The 19,349-nt window shown below is 40.4% G+C and carries 15 protein-coding genes; 7 read left to right on the forward strand and 8 right to left on the reverse strand.

Features of this window, described 5'->3' with window-relative positions:
• Together R2Q78_RS18470 and R2Q78_RS18475 are read right to left on the reverse strand one after the other, a co-directional pair.
• A complete protein-coding gene (locus R2Q78_RS18470; RefSeq protein WP_316794028.1) occupies positions 1 to 1,332 on the reverse strand; it encodes a M56 family metallopeptidase in 1,332 nt (443 codons plus the stop codon).
• The gene (locus R2Q78_RS18475; protein ID WP_316794029.1) at positions 1,329 to 1,700 is read right to left on the reverse strand and encodes a BlaI/MecI/CopY family transcriptional regulator; all 372 of its coding nucleotides are present in this window, start codon (positions 1,698 to 1,700) and stop codon (positions 1,329 to 1,331) included. Before R2Q78_RS18475 ends, R2Q78_RS18470 begins: the two co-directional genes overlap by 4 nt.
• Before the next feature lie 144 nt (positions 1,701 to 1,844).
• Here R2Q78_RS18475 and dprA point away from each other — a divergent pair, with 144 nt between their 5' ends.
• Together dprA and R2Q78_RS18485 are read left to right on the forward strand one after the other, a co-directional pair.
• Positions 1,845 to 2,933: a DNA-processing protein DprA gene (gene dprA, locus R2Q78_RS18480; RefSeq protein ID WP_316794030.1), complete on the forward strand. Its 1,089-nt coding sequence runs from the start codon at positions 1,845 to 1,847 to the stop codon at positions 2,931 to 2,933.
• 151 nt (positions 2,934 to 3,084) lie between these two features.
• The gene (locus R2Q78_RS18485; RefSeq protein ID WP_316794031.1) at positions 3,085 to 4,446 is read left to right on the forward strand and encodes a pyridoxal-phosphate dependent enzyme; all 1,362 of its coding nucleotides are present in this window, start codon (positions 3,085 to 3,087) and stop codon (positions 4,444 to 4,446) included.
• A gap of 62 nt (positions 4,447 to 4,508) precedes the next feature.
• On the opposite strand, the gene murA is transcribed toward R2Q78_RS18485, so the two are convergent.
• The 5 genes from murA to R2Q78_RS18510 all read right to left on the reverse strand — a co-directional run bounded on the left by murA (position 4,509) and on the right by R2Q78_RS18510 (position 11,137).
• Entirely contained in the window at positions 4,509 to 5,834 is a 1,326-nt protein-coding gene (murA, locus tag R2Q78_RS18490) for a UDP-N-acetylglucosamine 1-carboxyvinyltransferase (protein WP_316794032.1), read from the reverse strand.
• A gap of 43 nt (positions 5,835 to 5,877) precedes the next feature.
• Complete coding sequence (locus tag R2Q78_RS18495; RefSeq protein ID WP_316794033.1) at positions 5,878 to 6,564, reverse strand: DUF4290 domain-containing protein; 687 nt, start codon at positions 6,562 to 6,564, stop codon at positions 5,878 to 5,880.
• Positions 6,565 to 6,683: 119 nt separating this feature from the next.
• Positions 6,684 to 9,005, reverse strand: a complete 2,322-nt coding sequence (locus R2Q78_RS18500; protein WP_316794034.1) for an ATP-dependent helicase — start codon at positions 9,003 to 9,005, stop codon at positions 6,684 to 6,686.
• 89 nt (positions 9,006 to 9,094) lie between these two features.
• Positions 9,095 to 10,621, reverse strand: coding sequence for a PH domain-containing protein (locus R2Q78_RS18505; RefSeq protein WP_316794035.1), 1,527 nt, complete (start codon positions 10,619 to 10,621; stop codon positions 9,095 to 9,097).
• Complete coding sequence (locus R2Q78_RS18510) at positions 10,622 to 11,137, reverse strand: PH domain-containing protein (RefSeq protein ID WP_316794036.1); 516 nt, start codon at positions 11,135 to 11,137, stop codon at positions 10,622 to 10,624.
• A gap of 551 nt (positions 11,138 to 11,688) precedes the next feature.
• Here R2Q78_RS18510 and serC point away from each other — a divergent pair.
• Entirely contained in the window at positions 11,689 to 12,819 is a 1,131-nt protein-coding gene (serC, locus tag R2Q78_RS18515; protein ID WP_316794037.1) for a 3-phosphoserine/phosphohydroxythreonine transaminase, read from the forward strand.
• Positions 12,812 to 13,678, forward strand: coding sequence for an RNA polymerase sigma factor RpoD/SigA (locus R2Q78_RS18520; RefSeq protein WP_316794038.1), 867 nt, complete (start codon positions 12,812 to 12,814; stop codon positions 13,676 to 13,678). The genes serC and R2Q78_RS18520 overlap by 8 nt, the downstream gene beginning before the upstream one ends.
• Before the next feature lie 115 nt (positions 13,679 to 13,793).
• On the opposite strand, the gene R2Q78_RS18525 is transcribed toward R2Q78_RS18520, so the two are convergent.
• Complete coding sequence (locus R2Q78_RS18525) at positions 13,794 to 14,261, reverse strand: Lrp/AsnC family transcriptional regulator (protein ID WP_316794039.1); 468 nt, start codon at positions 14,259 to 14,261, stop codon at positions 13,794 to 13,796.
• 84 nt (positions 14,262 to 14,345) lie between these two features.
• Here R2Q78_RS18525 and R2Q78_RS18530 point away from each other — a divergent pair, with 84 nt between their 5' ends.
• The 3 genes from R2Q78_RS18530 (at position 14,346) to R2Q78_RS18540 (ending at position 19,332) form a co-directional block, all read left to right on the forward strand.
• The gene (locus R2Q78_RS18530; protein ID WP_316794040.1) at positions 14,346 to 15,716 is read left to right on the forward strand and encodes a dipeptidase; all 1,371 of its coding nucleotides are present in this window, start codon (positions 14,346 to 14,348) and stop codon (positions 15,714 to 15,716) included.
• Positions 15,717 to 15,841: 125 nt separating this feature from the next.
• On the forward strand, positions 15,842 to 18,565 hold the full coding sequence (locus R2Q78_RS18535; protein WP_316794041.1) for a TonB-dependent receptor: 2,724 nt from the start codon (positions 15,842 to 15,844) through the stop codon (positions 18,563 to 18,565).
• Entirely contained in the window at positions 18,565 to 19,332 is a 768-nt protein-coding gene (locus tag R2Q78_RS18540; RefSeq protein ID WP_316794042.1) for a GLPGLI family protein, read from the forward strand. Before R2Q78_RS18535 ends, R2Q78_RS18540 begins: the two co-directional genes overlap by 1 nt.
• Positions 19,333 to 19,349: the final 17 nt, after the last annotated feature.

Here is a 19,349-nt window from a genome sequence, read left to right on the forward strand (position 1 = left end):
TTACTCTGTTTTCTTTGTTTGAGATTTCGGTTGTGCTGGCGGCGGTGGTGGTACGTCATACACTGCTTCGTTGCTTACTACTTCTACTTTTTTTGGCCTCGGCGGTGTAAATTTAACCTGGTCTTTTTTCACTACCGGTGGAGGAAATTTCACCTGATCTACTTTCGGTGGCGGTGGTTGTACCGGCGGCGGTGGCGGTACTTCACCATTAACCACATCAGGTTTTACTATTGGTGGCGGGAATTTTACCTGTTCGCGTCTGACTGATTTTTTGGCCTTTGGTTTTGCCACATCAGGTTTTACAATCGGCGGTGGAAACTTAACCTGTTCCTGTTTTGGCGGCGGTGGCGCTACTGGCGGCGGCGGTGGCACCTGCTCCTTTTTAGCTGTGCTTATTTTTTTTGTTTTTTTAGGTTCCTGATTCATTGCATAATCAGCTCTGTATTTCTCCGGATACAGGTCTACTAATGCATAATCTTTACTAAATGCTAGTGTGGATGCGCAGAGCATCGCCCCGGCGATGGGGACTGTCAGCAGCAGCTTGAGTCTGGCTCTCCCCGCTGATTTTTTTTGGTTTAACATGTTGATTCTCCTTTTTAATATTGATTGATTGAATATTTGATTGGTAAGTTGGCTCGGAATATTTCCAAAGGAATTCTGGATTAAAAACATCGCATAATCGTGTTTTGGAATATCTGAGCCCGTTGTAATGTCATCAGCAATGTACTCGTGTAGTAACTTGATGTCCTTTTTGATCATCCAGGTAATTGGGTTAAACCAATTTAGGATTTGAATGAACTCGAAAAAGAGGATGTCTAAACTATGGTTTTGTGAAATATGAACCATTTCATGCTTTAGAATGGTATTCTTCTCCTTAATTGAAGGATTGATGAACAGCATATTAAAGAATGAAAATGCTGTTGCTGAGTTATTTAAATCTATAAGGATGATATTGCCGTGCTTTTGTTTTTTCGCAGCAGCGGCAATTGAGATCACGCGATATAAATTGTAAGCCAGCCGGGCCAGGAAGCCGAATGACATAAGCAGGTAGCTGCCCACTATCATTTGATTGAGGTTGAAAAGATAATTCCCGCTGGTCTTATTTATTTCCGGACTGCCGTCAACCAGTTGTCTGCCGCTGGTATGATTTAACATTTCGTTCAGGTACCCAACCTGCAGCAAGGGCAATGTAAATGCAAATAACGTTGCACCAAGCAAGTAATACCTGTTCAGGGTATAGAAAGTTTCTTTGTGCAGAAACAATCGGTAAAACCCGTAGAATACAGCCAGATACAGGTTAGCTTCCAGTAAATAATATAGCCAGTTCATCATCTCTTGTTTTTAAGTTTTTCAGCCATCTGGATCAATTCATCCAGCTCATCCATGTCTATGTTTTTTTCCTTTACGAGAAAAGAAACCAAACTTTGGTAGGAGTTTTCAAAGTAATTGTTCATTACTTTATCAAAAGCAAAATGCTTGTACTGCTCTTCAGAGATCAATGGGAAGTAGATATGTGTATTCCCTACCGCTTTATGGTCAACGAATCCTTTGCTTTCCAGTACCCTGATTACGGTAGATACGGTGTTATAGGCAGGCTTTGGAGGCATCATTTTCTCGATTACTTCCTTCACTAGTCCTTCTTTTATTTCCCATAAAATCAGCATAACCTGCTCTTCCGCTTTTGTTAGTTCTCTCATCATCGAATCAAATATTTAATGTTATTTAAAGCTACTACTATTTTTATAGTTTACAAACTATTTTTGTAGTTTAATTTTAAATCACTGTATATTAGCTATTTAAAATAGTTTGTTGGTTGTGTCTGGTCTTATTTTATAATTTTGCCAATGAGTTTAATCCACAACATTGCACTGACTTTCATCCCGGAAGTAGGGCACGTAACAGCAAAAAATCTGCTTGGTCATTTTGGTTCAGCAGAAGCTATTTTTAAAGCAAAAAGGCACGAATTGATCCAGGTACCCGGCATTGGCCCTCAAACTGCCAGCCATATTTTGAATAACAATGCTTTACCGGAAGCAGAGAAACAGCTTAGATTTATCGAACAGCACCAGGTCAAAGTCTTATTCTTTACTGACGATGACTATCCAAAGCGATTACGCAATTGCTTTGATGCACCGATATTGCTGTATTATAAAGGTACTATAGATCTGAATCATCCGAGGATAATCAGTGTGGTAGGAACCAGAAGGGCTACGGAGTATGGGCGACAACTGTGCAGGCAGTTAGCTGAAGCACTGGCCTCTTATAATGTAATCATCGTAAGTGGTCTTGCATTTGGGATCGATATCGCTGCACATAAGGAAAGTCTGGCCAACGATATACCGACCATAGGCGTTTTAGCGCATGGTTTGGATAGAATTTATCCGCCCTTACATCAACCAGTAGCTCAAAAAATGGTGCTGAATGGGGGACTTTTAACAGAGTTCCCATTGAAGACCATTCCCGATAAAGAGAATTTTCCTCAGCGTAACCGTATAATCGCCGGCATATCTGATGCAACCATTTTAGTAGAGGCAACGGCAAAAGGAGGTGCGCTCATTACCGCGGATATAGCAAATTCTTACAACAGAGATGTTTACGCTTTTCCGGGCAGGGCGACAGACGTTTCATCTGAAGGTTGTAATTTCCTCATCAAGACAAATAGAGCGGCATTAATCAACAATACGAAAGATCTCATTTATCAACTTGGATGGGAGGAAACGACACCGAAGAAAATACAACAGATCCAGTTGCCTCTTGGGTTATCAGAAGAAGAGCTTAAGGTGATTGGGGTGCTGAAAACATCTTCTGCAAGAATAGATGAATTGGCAATACAATCAGGTATCCCTCAAAGTAAGCTGGCGATGTACCTTTTGAACCTGGAAATGCAAGGAATATTGGTTGCTTTGCCTGGTAAAGTTTACAGACTCAATTAAAATATTTTCTTTTTCGCCTTATAATGTTTGTTTTTTAATCTACTGGTTAAGTAGAATAAAATATAGTGCTGTTATTTTGGTTTATTTGATATTATATTTTGATTTTATATTAATAAATAAAATACCAATCTTCAATCTGTATTTTTGTGTCATGTGGTACAACAATATTTTAGAAACGATAGGTAATACTCCTTTGGTAAAATTGAATAATATTACCAGGGAAATACCCGCCACTGTGCTGGCAAAAATCGAAACGACCAACCCTGGAAACTCTATTAAAGACCGGATGGCTGTAAAGATGATTGAGGATGCTGAAAAGAGTGGTAAACTGAAACCGGGTGGTACAATCATAGAAGGTACATCGGGAAATACCGGGATGGGACTGGCTATGGCTGCAATTATCAAAGGCTACAAGTGTATTTTCACGACTACGGATAAACAATCCAAGGAAAAGGTGGATGCTTTACGTGCTTTTGGTGCTGAAGTAATTGTATGTCCAACGAATGTTGAACCGGAAGACCCTCGTTCCTATTATTCTGTGTCCTCACGCCTGGAAAGGGAAGTGCCAAATTCCTGGAAGCCTAACCAGTATGATAATCTGGCCAATAGTCAGGCTCATTATGAGCAGACTGGACCTGAAATCTGGGCACAAACTGAAGGGAAAATAACCCATCTGGTGGTAGGAGTGGGTACGGGAGGTACCATATCAGGTACCGGAAAATACCTGAAGGAGCAAAATCCGAACATCAAAGTTTGGGGTATTGACACTTACGGCTCGGTTTTTAAGAAGTATAAGGAAACCGGAATACTGGATAAAAATGAGATTTACCCTTACATTACCGAAGGTATAGGAGAAGATTTTCTGCCTAAGAACGTAGATTTCGATATCATCGACCTTTTTGAAAAGGTAACTGATAAAGATGCGGCGCTGATGACCCGTGATATTGCGCGTAAAGAAGGAATCTTTGTGGGCAATTCAGCTGGTTCAGCAATCGCCGGACTATTGCAATTGAAAGATCAATTGAAAGCTGAAGACGTTGTAGTTGTCATCTTTCATGATCATGGCAGCAGGTATATGGGTAAAATGTATAATGAGGACTGGCTGAGGGAAAGAGGATTTTTAAAAGACGAAAAGCTAACTGCGAGATCAATTATCTCGAAGAAGGAGAGTGCAGAAATTGTGACTATCGACTGCGAGAAGACACTTTTGGAAGCCATAAATACCATGCACAGCCTGAATATTTCTCAGATTCCGGTTACTCAAAAAGAAATGGTTGTCGGAAAGCTGGTAGATGGAGATATTCTGAAAGCATTGATGGAAAATCCTTCTTTAAAGTCGGCAAAAGTGGAAGAAATCATGTCAGCAAGTTTCCCGTTTGTCGACCTCAATACTTCTATCGATCGTATTTCCGCATTGATCAACAAAGAAAATAGCGCGGTGTTGGTAGAAACAGAGGCGGGTAAGATTGAGATCATCACGCAATACGACATCATTAATGCAATATCGGCTTAGCAAGTTTGGTAAACATAAAAAAGGCCTCCTTAAAGAGGCCTTTTTTATGCATAATTAATTTTTTAGTGACTTGGTGCAGCGGCATCTACACGTTTAATCTGTGCACCTAACGCACGAAGTCGGGTGTCAATGTCCTGATAACCACGTTCTATCTGCTCAATATTGAAAATCGTAGACTTTCCTTCAGCAGACAGCGCCGCGATTAATAATGAAACTCCTGCACGAATATCAGGAGAGGTCATGCTGATTCCTCTTAGTTTGTATTTTTTATCAATACCGTTTACAGTTGCTCTATGTGGATCACAAAGAATAATCTGTGCGCCCATATCGATCAGTTTATCTACAAAGAACAACCTGCTTTCAAACATTTTCTGATGAATAAGCACATTTCCTCTGGCCTGAGTAGCTACTACCAATACGATACTCAGCAAATCAGGTGTGAAGCCTGGCCATGGAGAATCAGCAATCGTTAGCATGGAACCATCAATAAATGACTCAATTACATAGTGTTTCTGAGAAGGAATATAGATATCATCACCCTTCAGTTCGAATTTGATCCCTAATTTTCTGAATACATCAGGAATTACACCTAATTCATTGTAGCATACATTCTTAATGGTGATTTCTGACTCTGTCATGGCTGCTAAACCAATGAAAGAACCGATTTCAATCATATCCGGAAGCATTCTGTGTTCAGTTCCACCCAGTTCGCTCACACCTTCAATGGTCAATAAGTTAGAACCGATGCCAGAGATTTTTGCACCCATGCGGTTCAGCATTTTACACAATTGCTGTAAATATGGCTCGCAGGCAGCATTATATATAGTTGTAGTACCTTTTGCAAGTACAGCTGCCATTACAATATTGGCAGTACCAGTCACGGAAGCCTCATCTAAAAGGATATAGGCGCCTTTTAAATTGGTGGCATCAACGTTAAAGAACTCTTTTTTAGTGTCATACACAAATTTGGCGCCTAGTTTTTCAAAGCCCAGGAAGTGTGTGTCCAATCTTCTTCTACCGATTTTATCACCACCCGGTTTAGGAATAGCAGCAGTACCAAAGCGGCCGAGAAGTGGCCCAACAATCATAATTGATCCTCTTAAACCACCACCTTTTGCCTTAAAGACATCTGAAGTAAAGAAGTTTTGGTTGATATTTTTAGCTTCGAAAGTATAAGTGTCTTTTGACAGGCGCTCAACAGTAACTCCCATGTCGCCAAGGAGTTCGATCAGCTTATTTACATCCTTAATGTCAGGGATGTTGCTGATCGTCACTTTTTTATCTGTCAGTAAAACAGCGGCAATAATTTGTAAGGCTTCATTCTTCGCCCCCTGAGGCTGAATTTCTCCTTTTAATTTCTTTCCACCAATGATTTCAAATGCATTCATATTAGGTAAATAAAGGGATCTATGTTAAAAAGTATGGTGAATTTTAGTGTCTTTGCTTCGGATTGTTATTACGCTGACGGTTATTGTTATTGTTATTGTTGTTGTTGTTTTGTCTGCCTTTATTATTGTTTTGTCTGCCGCGATTGTTATTGTTACTTTGTCTGGCAACTACCTGAGGTTTAAATTCAACTTTGGCGAGGTTTACATTTTCATCCAGTTCCAATGCCCCGTTGGATAGCTCCCTTAGGTTTTTAAAGATGGTTTCATCTGCTACGCTATCTTTATTCCAGGTTACATAAGCCATTTTCATGAAGTTGGCGATGCCCTGTACCATTGCAGCACGACGTTCAGGCTCGTCCACTGCCTTTGCTTTTTCGATCATCACCTCTACAGTTTTTCCGTAGTGTTTGTACCTGATTTTTTGCTGAGGATAGCCGATATGGTCAGGCTTTATCAATGCCGCTTCGGGTGTAGGTTTAGGGTATGGACTGTCTACATCTATCTGATAACCAGATATAATGTGAAGGTGATCCCAAAGTTTGTGTTTGAAATCCGCCACATCACGTAAATGTGGGTTCAGGAAGCCCATCAGATCAATTACTGCCTGCGCATATTTATTACGCTCTTCGCGATCTTCTAACTCTATGATATATTTCACCATGTTCTGAACATTGCGGCCATATTCTGCCAATATCAGTTCATTTCTTGTGGTATTATAATCGAAATTCATTCTTGTTTTTTATTTCTATGGCTGTCTGTTATCCATTGATAACGAGCAAATGCCAGTTTTTATATAATAGTTCTTAAGTAGGAAGCCAAAAGCTTTTACAGAGATAGCAAATATATGGCTTATTTCACAATTCGCAATTTAGCAAATTTTAATAATAACTGCTTGTTACCCAATCCCTGGAAAAATACAGTAGCTTTTACGTCAGGTAATGTGCCTTCCAAACTCACAATTTTACCAAACCCAAACTTCTCGTGTTCTACATCCATACCATTCTGGAACGCATTTGCCGGGTCAGGAGCAAAGCCCGGAGTAGGCACGTGCGCTTTTGGTAATAAAGAAGTGGTCTTAGGTCGCGGCGCAGCAGCGCTTGCAGTGCCTGATGAAGATGAACCTGATGACATTGCTGGTTTTGGCTTACTGAAACTATCCCTTTGCTGTGTCCAGCTCCTCCTTTCATTGTCAAAACTGTCTTCCCCGAAATTGCTCTTCGTAGGCTTTACCACTTCCAGCTCCAGGTATTTTGCGTTTATTTCATTGATGAAGCGGCTTGGCTCACAGTTGGTCAGCGTTCCCCAGCGGTACCGCGATGTCGCATACGTTAGCGTAAGTTTCTTTTCCGCCCTTGTAATCGCCACATAAAACAAACGGCGTTCTTCTTCCAGATCAGTCCGCGAATTCAGGCTCATCTGCGATGGGAATAAATTCTCTTCCAAACCTACGATGAATACGTTTTTGAACTCCAGTCCCTTAGAAGAGTGGATGGTCATCAGCGAAACTGTATCCTTATTCTTGTCGTCACCACGGTCATCATTTGTCAGCAATGCGATGTCCTGCATAAAGATTGCCAGGCTACGGTCTTCAATGTCCTCACGTTCAGCAAATTCTTTGATACCGTTTAGCAATTCCTGTATATTTTCATAGCGGCTGCGGCCTTCAATGCTATCGTCCGTATGTAATTCTTTTAATATTCCTGAATGCTGCGCTATGTATAATGCAGTTTCATAAGCATCAAGCTTTTTAGATTCTGCCGCAAAGCTTTGGATCAGCATGGCGAAATCATTCAGTTGGTTGGCAATCCTGCCCTCAATGTATTGTTGAGGATTGCAGATCACCTGCCACATCGTAATGTTGTGCTTATCAGCAGCTACAATGATTTTCTCCACTGTAGTGTCACCTAAACCGCGACGGGGATAATTGATAACCCTTTTTACGGCCTCTTCATCAGCAGGATTGAACGTCAGTCTAAAATAAGCGATCAGATCTTTGATCTCTTTACGCTGATAGAAGGAGAGTCCGCCATATATTTTATAAGGTACGTTCAGCTTTCTCAAAGCCTCCTCCATAGCCCTCGACTGTGCATTTGTTCTGTACAAAATTGCGAAGTCCTGATAATCGTAGCCCTTTGAGGAACGTTCCTGAACGATCGCCTCAGCTACCAGCTTACCTTCTTCATTGTCAGTAAAAGCACGCTGAACTTTAATCCTGTCGCCAGATTCATTGTCAGAGAATACATTTTTCTCCAACTGGTTTTTATTGTTGGCAATGATGCTGTTGGCCACCTCCACAATATTTTGAGTAGAGCGGTAGTTTTGCTCCAATTTATAGACCTGTAATTCAGGATAATCACGTTCGAAATTCAGGATGTTTTGAATATTTGCACCCCTGAAGGCATAAATACTTTGTGCATCATCACCCACCACGCAGATGTTCTGGTACGCAGCGGCCAGTTTTTTTACAATCGTATATTGTGAAAAGTTAGTATCCTGGTACTCATCTACCATCAGGTACTTAAATTTCTGCTGATACTTATTCAACACATCAGGATGTGTTTTTAGCAAAACATTGGTTTTGAACAGCAAATCATCAAAATCCATAGCGCCCGCTTTAAAACATCTTTTGGTATAAGTTTCATAAATTGCCCCCATGAGCGGACGTTTATTACTGATGTCCTCAGCTTGAATTTCAGCGCTCTGCATATATTCAGAATAGGAAATCAGGTTGTTTTTTGCTGATGACATCCTGTTGTACACAAAATTGGCATTGTACAGTTTGTCGTCCAGCTGCATTTCCTTTAAAATCGACCTGATCAGACTTTTACTATCGTCTGTATCATAGATGGTAAAGTTGGAAGGGTAGCCGATTTTTTCAGCTTCAACTCTTAATATCTTAGCAAATACCGAGTGGAAAGTACCCATCCAGATGTTTTTAGCCTCGGTGCCCACTACCTTCATGATACGCTCACGCATGTCTTTTGAAGCTTTGTTGGTAAAGGTCAGCACCAGAATATTGAATGGATCCACACCTTTTTGAATGAGGTGAGCTACTCTATAGGTAATTACACGTGTTTTACCTGATCCCGCACCGGCCACAATCATTGCCGGGCCTTGTGTGTTCTCTACTGCTGCGCGTTGTTGGGGGTTTAAACCTGCTAAATAATCCAAAATCCGTTCCTGCTGTTTAAAAATAAGCTATTGAAAAAGTATAATCTTTTTAGAATACAAACTTAGGAAATTCTGTGCTTTTTATTGGCCTACATCCAATCTTTTTCCGAACACTCTACCTGATACGTCCAATAGTTTACCAATTGCTGGATCCGGGTATAATTTCCATATTTGAAATGAAGTATCCCAGCTGCTGTATGTACGATTAGGTGGCCTACATCTGCCTTCTTGTGCCAGAAATATTGTTTGGCTGTAATGGCTTGTATTTTAAAGGGTTCGATGATCTCATGTTCCACATCCCATATTCCGCTTCTCTTGATGATGAACTGCTCATTCACATAAAGTCTGTGGCGTTTGAATTCAAAATACAGCATGGTGCCTACCAAGGGTATATAAGGTATGATTACCCAGAAATAGCTGCGATAGGGCTGATGAATAAGTCCCGTAATGATAAACAAAGCAACCGGAAGTACGATTTTGATCATACACTGGAGAAAAATGAAGCGATAGTTGGGTTTTAAAGAGATGCCTTTCTCCGGTACCTGTCCCAATATCATTTTTAGCACCTCATCACGCTCCGCTACATTACAACCCGGAATTTCTATGTCCGTCTTTTTACTCTCTTCAGTACTTGCTTCATCAAAGGATGCCTGCCTGATCTTCATGTTCAGCAAGTTTAGTTTCTTCTGAAAATAGTTTTGACTAAAGGCACTCAACTGCACTTTGTTGGGTTTTAAGAGTGTATTGTGCTTTGTAAATAATCCGGAACTGATGGCCAGCGAGCGCTTTTGCCTGACCATTTCAAAATTGAAGTACTTTAAGAAAGTCCTGATGATATTGGTGCTTAAGATAATAATCAGTGCAAAAACAAGTAAAATACATAAGGAAACAAACGTAAATCCTTTGGTTATTACCGCACTGATCTGTTCTCTTTCTATCTCAAAAGCATCCGTGTAATCTTTAAAAAGCTGCAGCGCACCGAAAATGAAACCGGAGATCAATAGCAAACTCGCTCCGTAGTTGGAAGTAATACCTATTTTAAATAATGTATTTGTACTTAATTTCAGTACAGGAGCGGCTGCATGAGTCGCTGATTGGTCATCAGGGGCGGAGGCCTGTGTTTCCTCTATCAGGTCAGGCTCCCTGCTCAGTAGCTTCTGTTTTAAAAGCGTAGCGGTTTCATGATCTATTGCCTTGATGCTTGCTTCTTTTTTTTCGCTGCCCGCTGTATCTATGTCCAGACTGTAAACCCCAATCATTTGCTGGATCAATGACTGATTGATGTTTACCTGCTGGATTTTATTGAGCTGAATGGTTAACGTGGTTTTATTAAAAATACCCTCGTTGATGATGAACTCCTGTTTTCCTTCATCCAGAAAGAAGGTAAATCTTTGGTATCGCAGATAGGAGATGATGGCCAATACCAAAGCGATCAATACAAATGCAGCGATCAGAATGAGTCCAAGATGTCCGGTACCTTTCGTTTTAATGACAACGAATACCAGCGGAAGCGCAACAGCCCGTATCGTTTTTTGAAAGCTATTGGCAAATAAAACGACAATACCTGAAGCCGATTGTTTCCTCGGTTCAGAGAAATCCTGTGCTATGTTTTCCATTTACCCGGCGTCATTTATTTGTTTCATCAACAATTCTTTGATGCTTTTCGCCTGTTCTATTTCAATGCCTGGTATGTGTAAGCTTCCGGAAGCACCGCCTGCTGTAAAGATTCTCAGAGATCCTAATCCAAACATTCTGGAGAATAGACCTTCATCGAGTGCGATGTGCTGGATTCTGGAAAATGGGATGATGGTAGTCGATGATGCAATGATGCCATTCCTGTACATGATGTCTTTCTCACGCAATGCAAATCCTCTTTTTTTGATACTTAAGCGGTATAAAAAAAAGAGCAAAGCTGCAAAGACCAGGTAAATTGATACTATAACGTATATATATGTCCTGGCTCCTGTACTCAAAATCAAAAGTGTGGTAAGGCCTGCACCAATGATCAGTAAAAAGATGGTGATATTGATCAGAACAATATTCCAGTACTTGCGGTGTAAGGGGGTTAATGATACTTCCTCATATTTTGGGAGCGAATCCGTATCTAAACTAGCGTTTGAAAAATCCAGCATCTGTATCTGATTATCGTGAATAACGAAGTTAAAAATAATTTGCTCATTCTTAAATTCAGGTTATTTCAGAAGGATAATTTGAGTGTGTTCCAGGGCTCCGATCGCTATGTCTTCGCTGCTGCTTAAGGGTTTCTACACATTTTCTTAAGGGTTGGTTCGATTGCAATCGAACCAACACCCCAGATGGTACGGAACATCACCCCAAATGATACGAACTCAGGGCGAAGGCAGAGTAAATAAATTTCGGGATATGGGGTTAAAATAATACGTCTACGGAGGTTTTCCAACGGCCAATATATTGCAGAGTTTTGTATCCTAACCGCGCGTTTTTCCGCCCTTTTCGCTTAGTGTAAAAAATACGTAAAAACCCTTTTTTTGAGGCTCTTAACCGCATTTTATACTAAAAAAGGCATCTAAAAAGTTCAAATACTGTTAAATACATTGTTTCTTCTCGTAAAAACAGGAATATTTCCTGAAAAACACTAATGTCAAAATTCAAATCATTAAAGCACAGAACTTTGACTCGTCAATAAACCAAATATACCTAATTAATGGAAACACCCCAAGTGCATAATTTCGGAGCAGGTCCTTGCATCCTGCCAAAATCGGTAATGGAACAGGCTGCCAGTGCAGTGATCAATTGGAACCAAAGCGGACTTAGTATTCTTGAGGTTTCTCACAGGTCTCCTGAATTTGAATCCGTAGTACTTAAAACACAGCTTTTGGTGCGCGAACTGCTGAAAGTTCCTGATGATTATTCCGTTTTGTTTTTACAGGGAGGTGCAAGTACCCAGTTTTCGATGATTCCTCAAAGTTTTTTAAAGACCAAGGGGGCTTATCTGGATACCGGATATTTTGCCCAAAAAGCAATTAAAGAAGCGAGGTTTTATGGGGATGTACAAATAGTGGCATCATCAAGCGATAGAGACTATGCTTACATTCCAGATTGCGACAATACCGATTATGACGCTGACTATATTCATACCACGTCAAACAATACGATAGAAGGAACGGAGATTTTCAATTTCCCTAAGCTTGGTATACCTCATTTTTGTGACATGTCTTCGGATATCTTCTCGAGACCAATCAATGTGAGGGATTTTGATCTGATCTATGCAGGTGCTCAAAAAAATATGGGACCTGCCGGAATGACGATGATTATTGTGAAAAATGCATCGCTGAAAACGGTAGAGAAAGCATTGCCTTCTATGTCGGATTACAGGGTTTTCCGTGACAATAACAGCCTCTACAATACACCACCTGTGTTTTCTATTTATGTTTCTATGCTGAACCTGATCTGGCTGAAGGACAAAGGAGGCGTTGAGGGAGTGGAACAGCTGAACATCAGAAAGGCAAATGCTTTATACGCAGAAATAGACAGAAATACATTGTTCTATGGTCTCGCCAATGTAGCGCACCGCTCGCGTATGAATGTTACTTTTAAAATGACAGATCCTTCACTGGAGCGCGAATTCCTGAATTTTGCTGCTGAACGAGGTGTGGTGGGAATTAAAGGGTATAGGACTTTCGGCGGTTTCAGGGCATCATTATATAATGCACTTCCATTAAGCAGTGTCAATGTACTGGCAACCGCGATGCAGGACTTTGAAAGGTTAAAGTATTCATCGTCAATAGCTTCTGATATTGAGAAAGAATTGAATAAAGCCGAACTTTATGCGTGACCTGAGGATAACCAAATCCATTACCAACCGGACTGAAGATTCTTTATTTCGGTACCTAAATGAGATCGGACAGATCAATATGATAGACACCAGAGAAGAGGTTTTGCTGGCGAGGAAAATCAGAGAGGGCGACCGGTCTGCCGAAAACAGACTTATTTCCGCTAATCTGCGTTTTGTAGTTTCCTGTGCAAAAAAATACCAGCATCTGGGTTTGAGTATGGGAGACTTGATTAGCGAAGGTAATCTCGGTCTGATCAAAGCAGCGCGTCTTTTTGATGAAACAAGGGGTTTTAAATTTATCAGTTATGCTGTTTGGTGGGTTAGACAGGCTATGCTGAGTGCGATTAATGAGCAGGTCAGGATCATTCGGGTTCCGATGAACCAGCAACTGGGCATGAATGCAATCAATACAGAGGCGCAGAAGCTGGAGCAAATCCTGGAACGCGAGCCTACATTGGAAGAGCTTTCTGAAGCGATCGGCAAAAAGCAAAGCCAGCTGACTGAATATATACAGTCAAATGCACGTACCAAATATCTTGAGGATCATCTTCCGTCAGGGGATAGTGAATGCAATACTTTGCTGAACTTCCTGCCTGAGGAAGGCGGAGATCATACGGGCGAATGGATCAGGAAGGAAGCATTGAGCCTGGAATTTAATATACTGTTGTCCAGATTGAGTCCCAGAGAGCAAAAGATTTTAAGGTTATCTTTTGGCCTGGGAGGTTATCCGCCATTGGAAAATGAAGATATTGCGATTAGACTGGGGCTTTCCAAAGAAAGGGTCCGACAGCTGCGTACAGGTGCTATCCGTAAACTGAAAGGAATCCCAGAGGCTTTAAGACTCAGAGAGTATGCTTAGTACAAACGATATCTATTCAATTATCTTTCTTGTAATTGTTGTTTTACTTCTTGTGGCGTATAAAATGGGTAGCATCAACAAGCAGGTGGTTGAAGAAGATGATGATTCTCAGTGGTTATAGCTTGAATGACGTTTCATATTTAGACTCTGCGATAACAAACATACTTTTGACTGATGCAATGTTGGGTAAGGTAGAAAGTTTTTTCATGATGAAATCATTGTAGTCGTCGATATCGCCGACTACTACTTTTAAAATGAAGTCATTTTCTCCACTTACATGATAACATTCCATTACTTCTTCAAATGCATTGGTGTTTTGCTGAATATCGACCAAGGCTTCAAGGTTGCAATTGTTTATTTTAATTAATGTAAATACAGCCAGACCGCGTCCGACCCGTTTACGGTCAAGCAGGGTGACAAACTTTTTGATGATGCCATTTTCCATCAGCTTTCGGACACGAGCTTGTGTCGCGGATAGAGATTTATTCGTTTTGTAGGCGATTTCCTTATGGGTCAGCCGCGCATCTTTTTGAATCAGATTGAGAATGCTAATGTCCGTGGTGTCCAGTTCTTTTTGACTCATACTCTACATTTGGTTTGGTAAAGGTATGTAAGTTCTTGGGTTTGAAACAAGGAGTTTACATATATTTGCATAAACTAATTTGTTATGCAAGAGATCAAAAAATATGTTGAAGAGAACAAGCAGCGTTTTTTAGATGAGCTGTTTGAGTTATTGCGTTTCCCATCTGTAAGTGCCGATCCAAAATATAAAGGTGATGTGCTTAAAACAGCTGATTTTGTGGCTGCTAAGTTAAGAGAAGCAGGTGCCGATAAAGTAGAAATTTGTGAAACAGCTGGTTATCCAATCGTTTATGGTGAGAAGATCATCGATGAAAAATTACCTACTGTTTTGATCTATGGACATTATGATGTTCAGCCGCCAGATCCATTAGAGCTTTGGAAAACTCCTCCTTTTGAGCCTACAGTGCGAGATGGTAAAATTTATGCACGCGGCGCCTGTGATGATAAAGGCCAGTTTTATATGCATGTAAAGGCATTTGAATTGATGATGAAAACAAATACACTTGCCTGTAACGTTAAATTCATGATCGAAGGTGAAGAAGAGGTAGGTTCTGCAAACCTTGGAATCTTTGTCAATGCAAATGTTGAACGTTTGAAAGCAGATGTAGTTTTGATCTCTGATACCTCGATGATCAGTATGGAAAATCCATCGATTGAAACAGGTTTACGTGGTCTGGCTTATATGGAAGTAGAAGTGGTGGGGCCTAACCGCGATTTGCACTCCGGGGTATATGGTGGTGCTGTAGCCAATCCTGCAACTATTCTTTGCAAAATGATCGCTTCATTACATGATGAAAACAACCACATCACCATTCCTGCATTCTATGATAAGGTTGTAGAGTTGACAGACGAGGAAAAAAAAGCGTTGAATTCTGCTCCATTTGATCTGGATGAATATAAAACTGATTTAGATATCAACTCAGAGTGGGGTGAGAAGGGGTATTCTACCTTAGAGCGTACCGGAACAAGACCTACTTTAGAGGTTAATGGTATCTGGAGCGGTTATATAGGAGAAGGGGCTAAAACTGTACTTCCTTCAAAAGCAAATGCTAAGATTTCTATGCGTTTGGTACCTAACCAGAGCTCAGAAGAGATCTCTGAGATTTTCGCAAAACACTTTGAAAGTATTGCTCCTGGTTATGTAAAGGTAAAAGTAACAGCACATCATGGTGGCGAACCGGTAGTTACACCTACTGACAGCGTAGCCTACCGCGCTGCGGAAAAAGCCATTGTAGATTCGTTTGGTAAAGCTCCTATTCCAACAAGAGGTGGTGGTAGTATTCCTATTGTCGCCTTGTTTGAAAGTGCTTTGGGTATTAAATCGGTATTGTTTGGCTTCGGTTTAGATAGTGATGCTTTGCACTCGCCAAATGAGAAATACGACATTTTTAACTATTATAAAGGAATCGAGACATTGCCTCTTTTCCACAAGTATTTTGCAGAACTGAGTAAGTAATTGTTCGTACCGTCATCCTGAATTAAATTCAGGATGACTATTTTAAGATTATTTTGCCATTATCACGCTACAATATTTGATAACTTAATTTTTAGTTATATCTTGCTAAGAATAATTAAGCTCTCATGAAATTTAAAATTGTAGTAGTTGCTGTATTTTGCTTTTTTAGCATCTCTGCTTTAGCCCAAAAAACTTTTATAGTAAAAGGATTGGTTGTTGATACCGCTACAAGCTCCAAAATTGATAATGCAACAATCACCATTCTTAGTATCAAAGATTCCGTTTTACAAAAATTTGCTTACACTAATAAAGGAAACTTTGAGATCAGTAATCTAAATCCTGGTAAATTTCTGCTGATGGTTACCTATCCGGATTATGCAGATTTTGTATCGCCCTTTGCACTTGATGCAGATAAGCCCTTACATAACTTTGGAAATATTAAGATGATCCTTAAGTCCAGACTATTGGATGAGGTCATCATTAAATCCAGGGTGGCATCCATGAAAATAAAGGGCGACACTACGGAATTCAATGCAGCTGCTTATGCTACACAGAAGAATGCAAAAGTAGAAGATTTGCTAAAACAGCTACAGGGTGTCAGGATCAACCAAAATGGTGAGATCTTGTTTCAGGGTGAAGCAGTAAGCAAAATGCTCGTGGATGGAGAAGAATTTTTTAGTGATGATCCCGCTCTCGTTGCCAAAACCATCCGGGCAGACATGGTCAATAAAATACAGGTTTACGATCAGAAGAGTGATAAAGCGAAGCTGACTGGGATTGACGATGGGGTAAAGGTAAAAACAATCAACATCGTGCTCCAAGAGGATAAAAGAAAGGGTGTATTTGGTAAAGTGGATGCAGGTTATGGTACGGATGATTTTTATGCAGTGCAAACAATGTTCAATAAATTCAGCCCGAAACAAAAGATCTCTGCTTTTGGTAATATAGGTAATACCGGAAAAGTAGGCTTGAGTGGGGCTGATAATAATAAATTTGGAAGTGGATTTAGTCAGGGCAACTATGGTGGGATAGGCATCCCCTTTGCACGCGATGGAGGTGCCCACTATGATAATAAATGGAATAAAGACAAACAGTCGGTCAATATAAACTATACTACCGGCGCCTTAACTACAGATGGAATAACGAATAATATTACACAGGATAACCTGCCAGGTAGTTTCAATGTTAGCAATAGGGACAGGAAATTTCACAATTACTCGTACAACCAAAGCTTCAATGCAAGTTTTACTTCCAAACTGGATTCAACCTCAGATTTGAGGATCAGTGGATTTGGATATATGGGTAAATCTAAGCCAGAGAGCATTACTACTGCTACAACCGTAAGAGGTAATGGCATGTTGCAAAATTCCAGTACGATTGCTACTATTGGGGATAATGATAATCAAAACATTTATTCGAGCGCTAACTATACCAAGCGGTTTAAAAAGAAAGGCAGGAACCTCTCGGTAAATGCGAGCTCGAGTTTTGGTGATGCGAAAACTAAAAATTATTTGAAATCTGAGCTGAACTTTTACGACGGCGATGTCCTTCCTGATCGTGTTGATAATGTTGATCAATACAAACCAGGTTCTAACACAACGAACGTTGCAACCGCAGGGGTTACTTATTCCGATATATTGAGCAAATCATTGTCTTTTACTGCGGGTTATAGTTTTTCAAGAACACTGAACAAGAATAGTCAATTGTCTTTTAATCAGTCGTCATCTAATTCCTACAGTCAGCTGGATTCTGCATTTAGCAGTGATTTTAGGTTGGTTAACCGTTCAGGTACTTACTATATTACTATGGCTTATACTTCAACGAAGGCATCAGCAAATATAAGTAACAGTTTGGCCGATGCTGAATTTAAGCAAACTGATCGGTTTTCAGATGTTGTGCTCAACAGGAAATTCTTAAACTGGACTCCCTCTGCCTATTTTCGGTACCAGTTGAATAAGGCAACTTCCTTAACGTTGACCTATTCAGGTTCTACGGAACAACCTGGTGCTTATCAGCTTCAGCAATTGCGTCAGAATAGTGATCCCCTTAACATTACTCTGGGGAATCCAGACTTGCGTCCATCATTCAGGAGCAATTTGTATTACTTTTATCGGGTATATCAGCCTACATTAGACCGTGGACTTAATTTTCGCGGTAATTATGCGATGACGAGCAATGCGATTGTCAGCGACCGGTTTACCGATGCGGAAGGTATAAATACCTTTCAATATTCCAATCTAAAAGGAAGGAATAACAAAAACTGGGATGTTTATGCGGAGGTGTATGGGCATGCGACCAAGCTGGATTTCATCCTTTACATCAGTACTACAGTATCAGGGAGTACGAACTACAATTATGTGAACGGGCAGTTGAACAAGGTAATATATGTGAATTATGCCCCGCAAGTGATGATAGGTAAAAACAAAGCTGAGTATTCTTACGGTATGAGTCTTGGGCCAAATTACCTGGTAAACTCATCTTCGTTGCAAAGTGTTAATAACAATAGCAAGGGCTTTTTTACAACTATGAATTACTTTGTCAAGTTGCCTTATAACTTTTTTATGGGTTCTGATCTCAATTACAAGTTTACTGCAAAAAACCAGGTGTTTGACCAGAATTTTGAGCAGTTGATCTTAAATTCCTACGTTGGTAAATCCTTCCTGAAAAATGAAAGCTTGAAAATGACCATTAAAGGGAATGATCTGCTCAATCAGAATACGGGATACAGCAGAAACGGATCAACAGACCGGTTTACAGAAACACGTAATGTCACCATCAAAAGATATTTCATGGTTTCGATGATCTGGGATTTTGCAAAGTATGGTAAATCACTTCAAAAACAACAATAATGAAAAAGCCAATTATTTTTTTCGCCTTTATATTACTGCTGAAAGTGAACTCGGCTTTCGCGCAGAACAAGCACTTCATCACCAGTGGCGTTATTGAATTTGAAAGGACGGCCAATATGTTTGCCCTGGTAAAAAAGAAGATTACCAAAAGTACCATGGAAAATCAGCGGTATTACGACCAGTATTTAAGAACAGAGCCACAATTTAGGAAACTGAAAAGCACCCTGACATTTGATGCCAATACTTCAGCATTTGTTCCGTTCCAGGTTCCAAACGTGCATTGGTGGTACGATAGTCCGATGGCAAATCAAATCAACATCGTGTTTTCTGATTTGAAAAATGGTACCAGCATCGTCCAAAAGGAGTTTTACGAACGTACTTATCTGGTTAAAGACAGCATTCGGCAGATCAAGTGGAAAATAACAGATGAAACCCGGGAGATCGCCGGGTACAAATGCAGGCGAGCAAATGGGGTGATGCTGGATTCTATCTATGTAGTGGCCTTTTACACGGAGGATATCCATGTGTCTGGTGGCCCTGAATCATTTAATGGCTTGCCGGGCATGATATTAGGTGTGGCGGTACCTCATGAAAATGTGACCTGGTTTGCAACATCTGTTAAAGAAAAGATTGTAGACCCCAAAATGCTTTTAGCCCCCAAAAAAGGCAAAGAGGTAAATAACAAGGTGATGAAGGAAGAGATCATGAAAGCAATTGGCAATCATGGTGATTTTGCTATAGTCGAGCTTAAAGGTCTATTGTTATGAGATGCTGTCAGTCTAAG

Origin of the sequence: Pedobacter frigoris, from assembly GCF_032678645.1 — a bacterium.
Taxonomy (GTDB): Bacteria; Bacteroidota; Bacteroidia; order Sphingobacteriales; family Sphingobacteriaceae; genus Pedobacter; species Pedobacter frigoris_A.

Coding starts and splice junctions, on each gene's coding strand:
- R2Q78_RS18535 (WP_316794041.1), top strand. CDS start 15,842: ATGAAATTTAAAATTGTAGTAGTTGCTGTATTTTGCTTTTTTAGCATC.
- R2Q78_RS18525 (WP_316794039.1), bottom strand. CDS start 14,261: ATGAGTCAAAAAGAACTGGACACCACGGACATTAGCATTCTCAATCTG.
- murA (WP_316794032.1), bottom strand. CDS start 5,834: ATGAATGCATTTGAAATCATTGGTGGAAAGAAATTAAAAGGAGAAATT.
- R2Q78_RS18530 (WP_316794040.1), top strand. CDS start 14,346: ATGCAAGAGATCAAAAAATATGTTGAAGAGAACAAGCAGCGTTTTTTA.
- R2Q78_RS18485 (WP_316794031.1), top strand. CDS start 3,085: ATGTGGTACAACAATATTTTAGAAACGATAGGTAATACTCCTTTGGTA.
- R2Q78_RS18470 (WP_316794028.1), bottom strand. CDS start 1,332: ATGATGAACTGGCTATATTATTTACTGGAAGCTAACCTGTATCTGGCT.
- R2Q78_RS18495 (WP_316794033.1), bottom strand. CDS start 6,564: ATGAATTTCGATTATAATACCACAAGAAATGAACTGATATTGGCAGAA.
- R2Q78_RS18505 (WP_316794035.1), bottom strand. CDS start 10,621: ATGGAAAACATAGCACAGGATTTCTCTGAACCGAGGAAACAATCGGCT.
- R2Q78_RS18520 (WP_316794038.1), top strand. CDS start 12,812: ATGCGTGACCTGAGGATAACCAAATCCATTACCAACCGGACTGAAGAT.
- R2Q78_RS18510 (WP_316794036.1), bottom strand. CDS start 11,137: ATGCTGGATTTTTCAAACGCTAGTTTAGATACGGATTCGCTCCCAAAA.
- R2Q78_RS18540 (WP_316794042.1), top strand. CDS start 18,565: ATGAAAAAGCCAATTATTTTTTTCGCCTTTATATTACTGCTGAAAGTG.
- dprA (WP_316794030.1), top strand. CDS start 1,845: ATGAGTTTAATCCACAACATTGCACTGACTTTCATCCCGGAAGTAGGG.
- R2Q78_RS18475 (WP_316794029.1), bottom strand. CDS start 1,700: ATGATGAGAGAACTAACAAAAGCGGAAGAGCAGGTTATGCTGATTTTA.
- serC (WP_316794037.1), top strand. CDS start 11,689: ATGGAAACACCCCAAGTGCATAATTTCGGAGCAGGTCCTTGCATCCTG.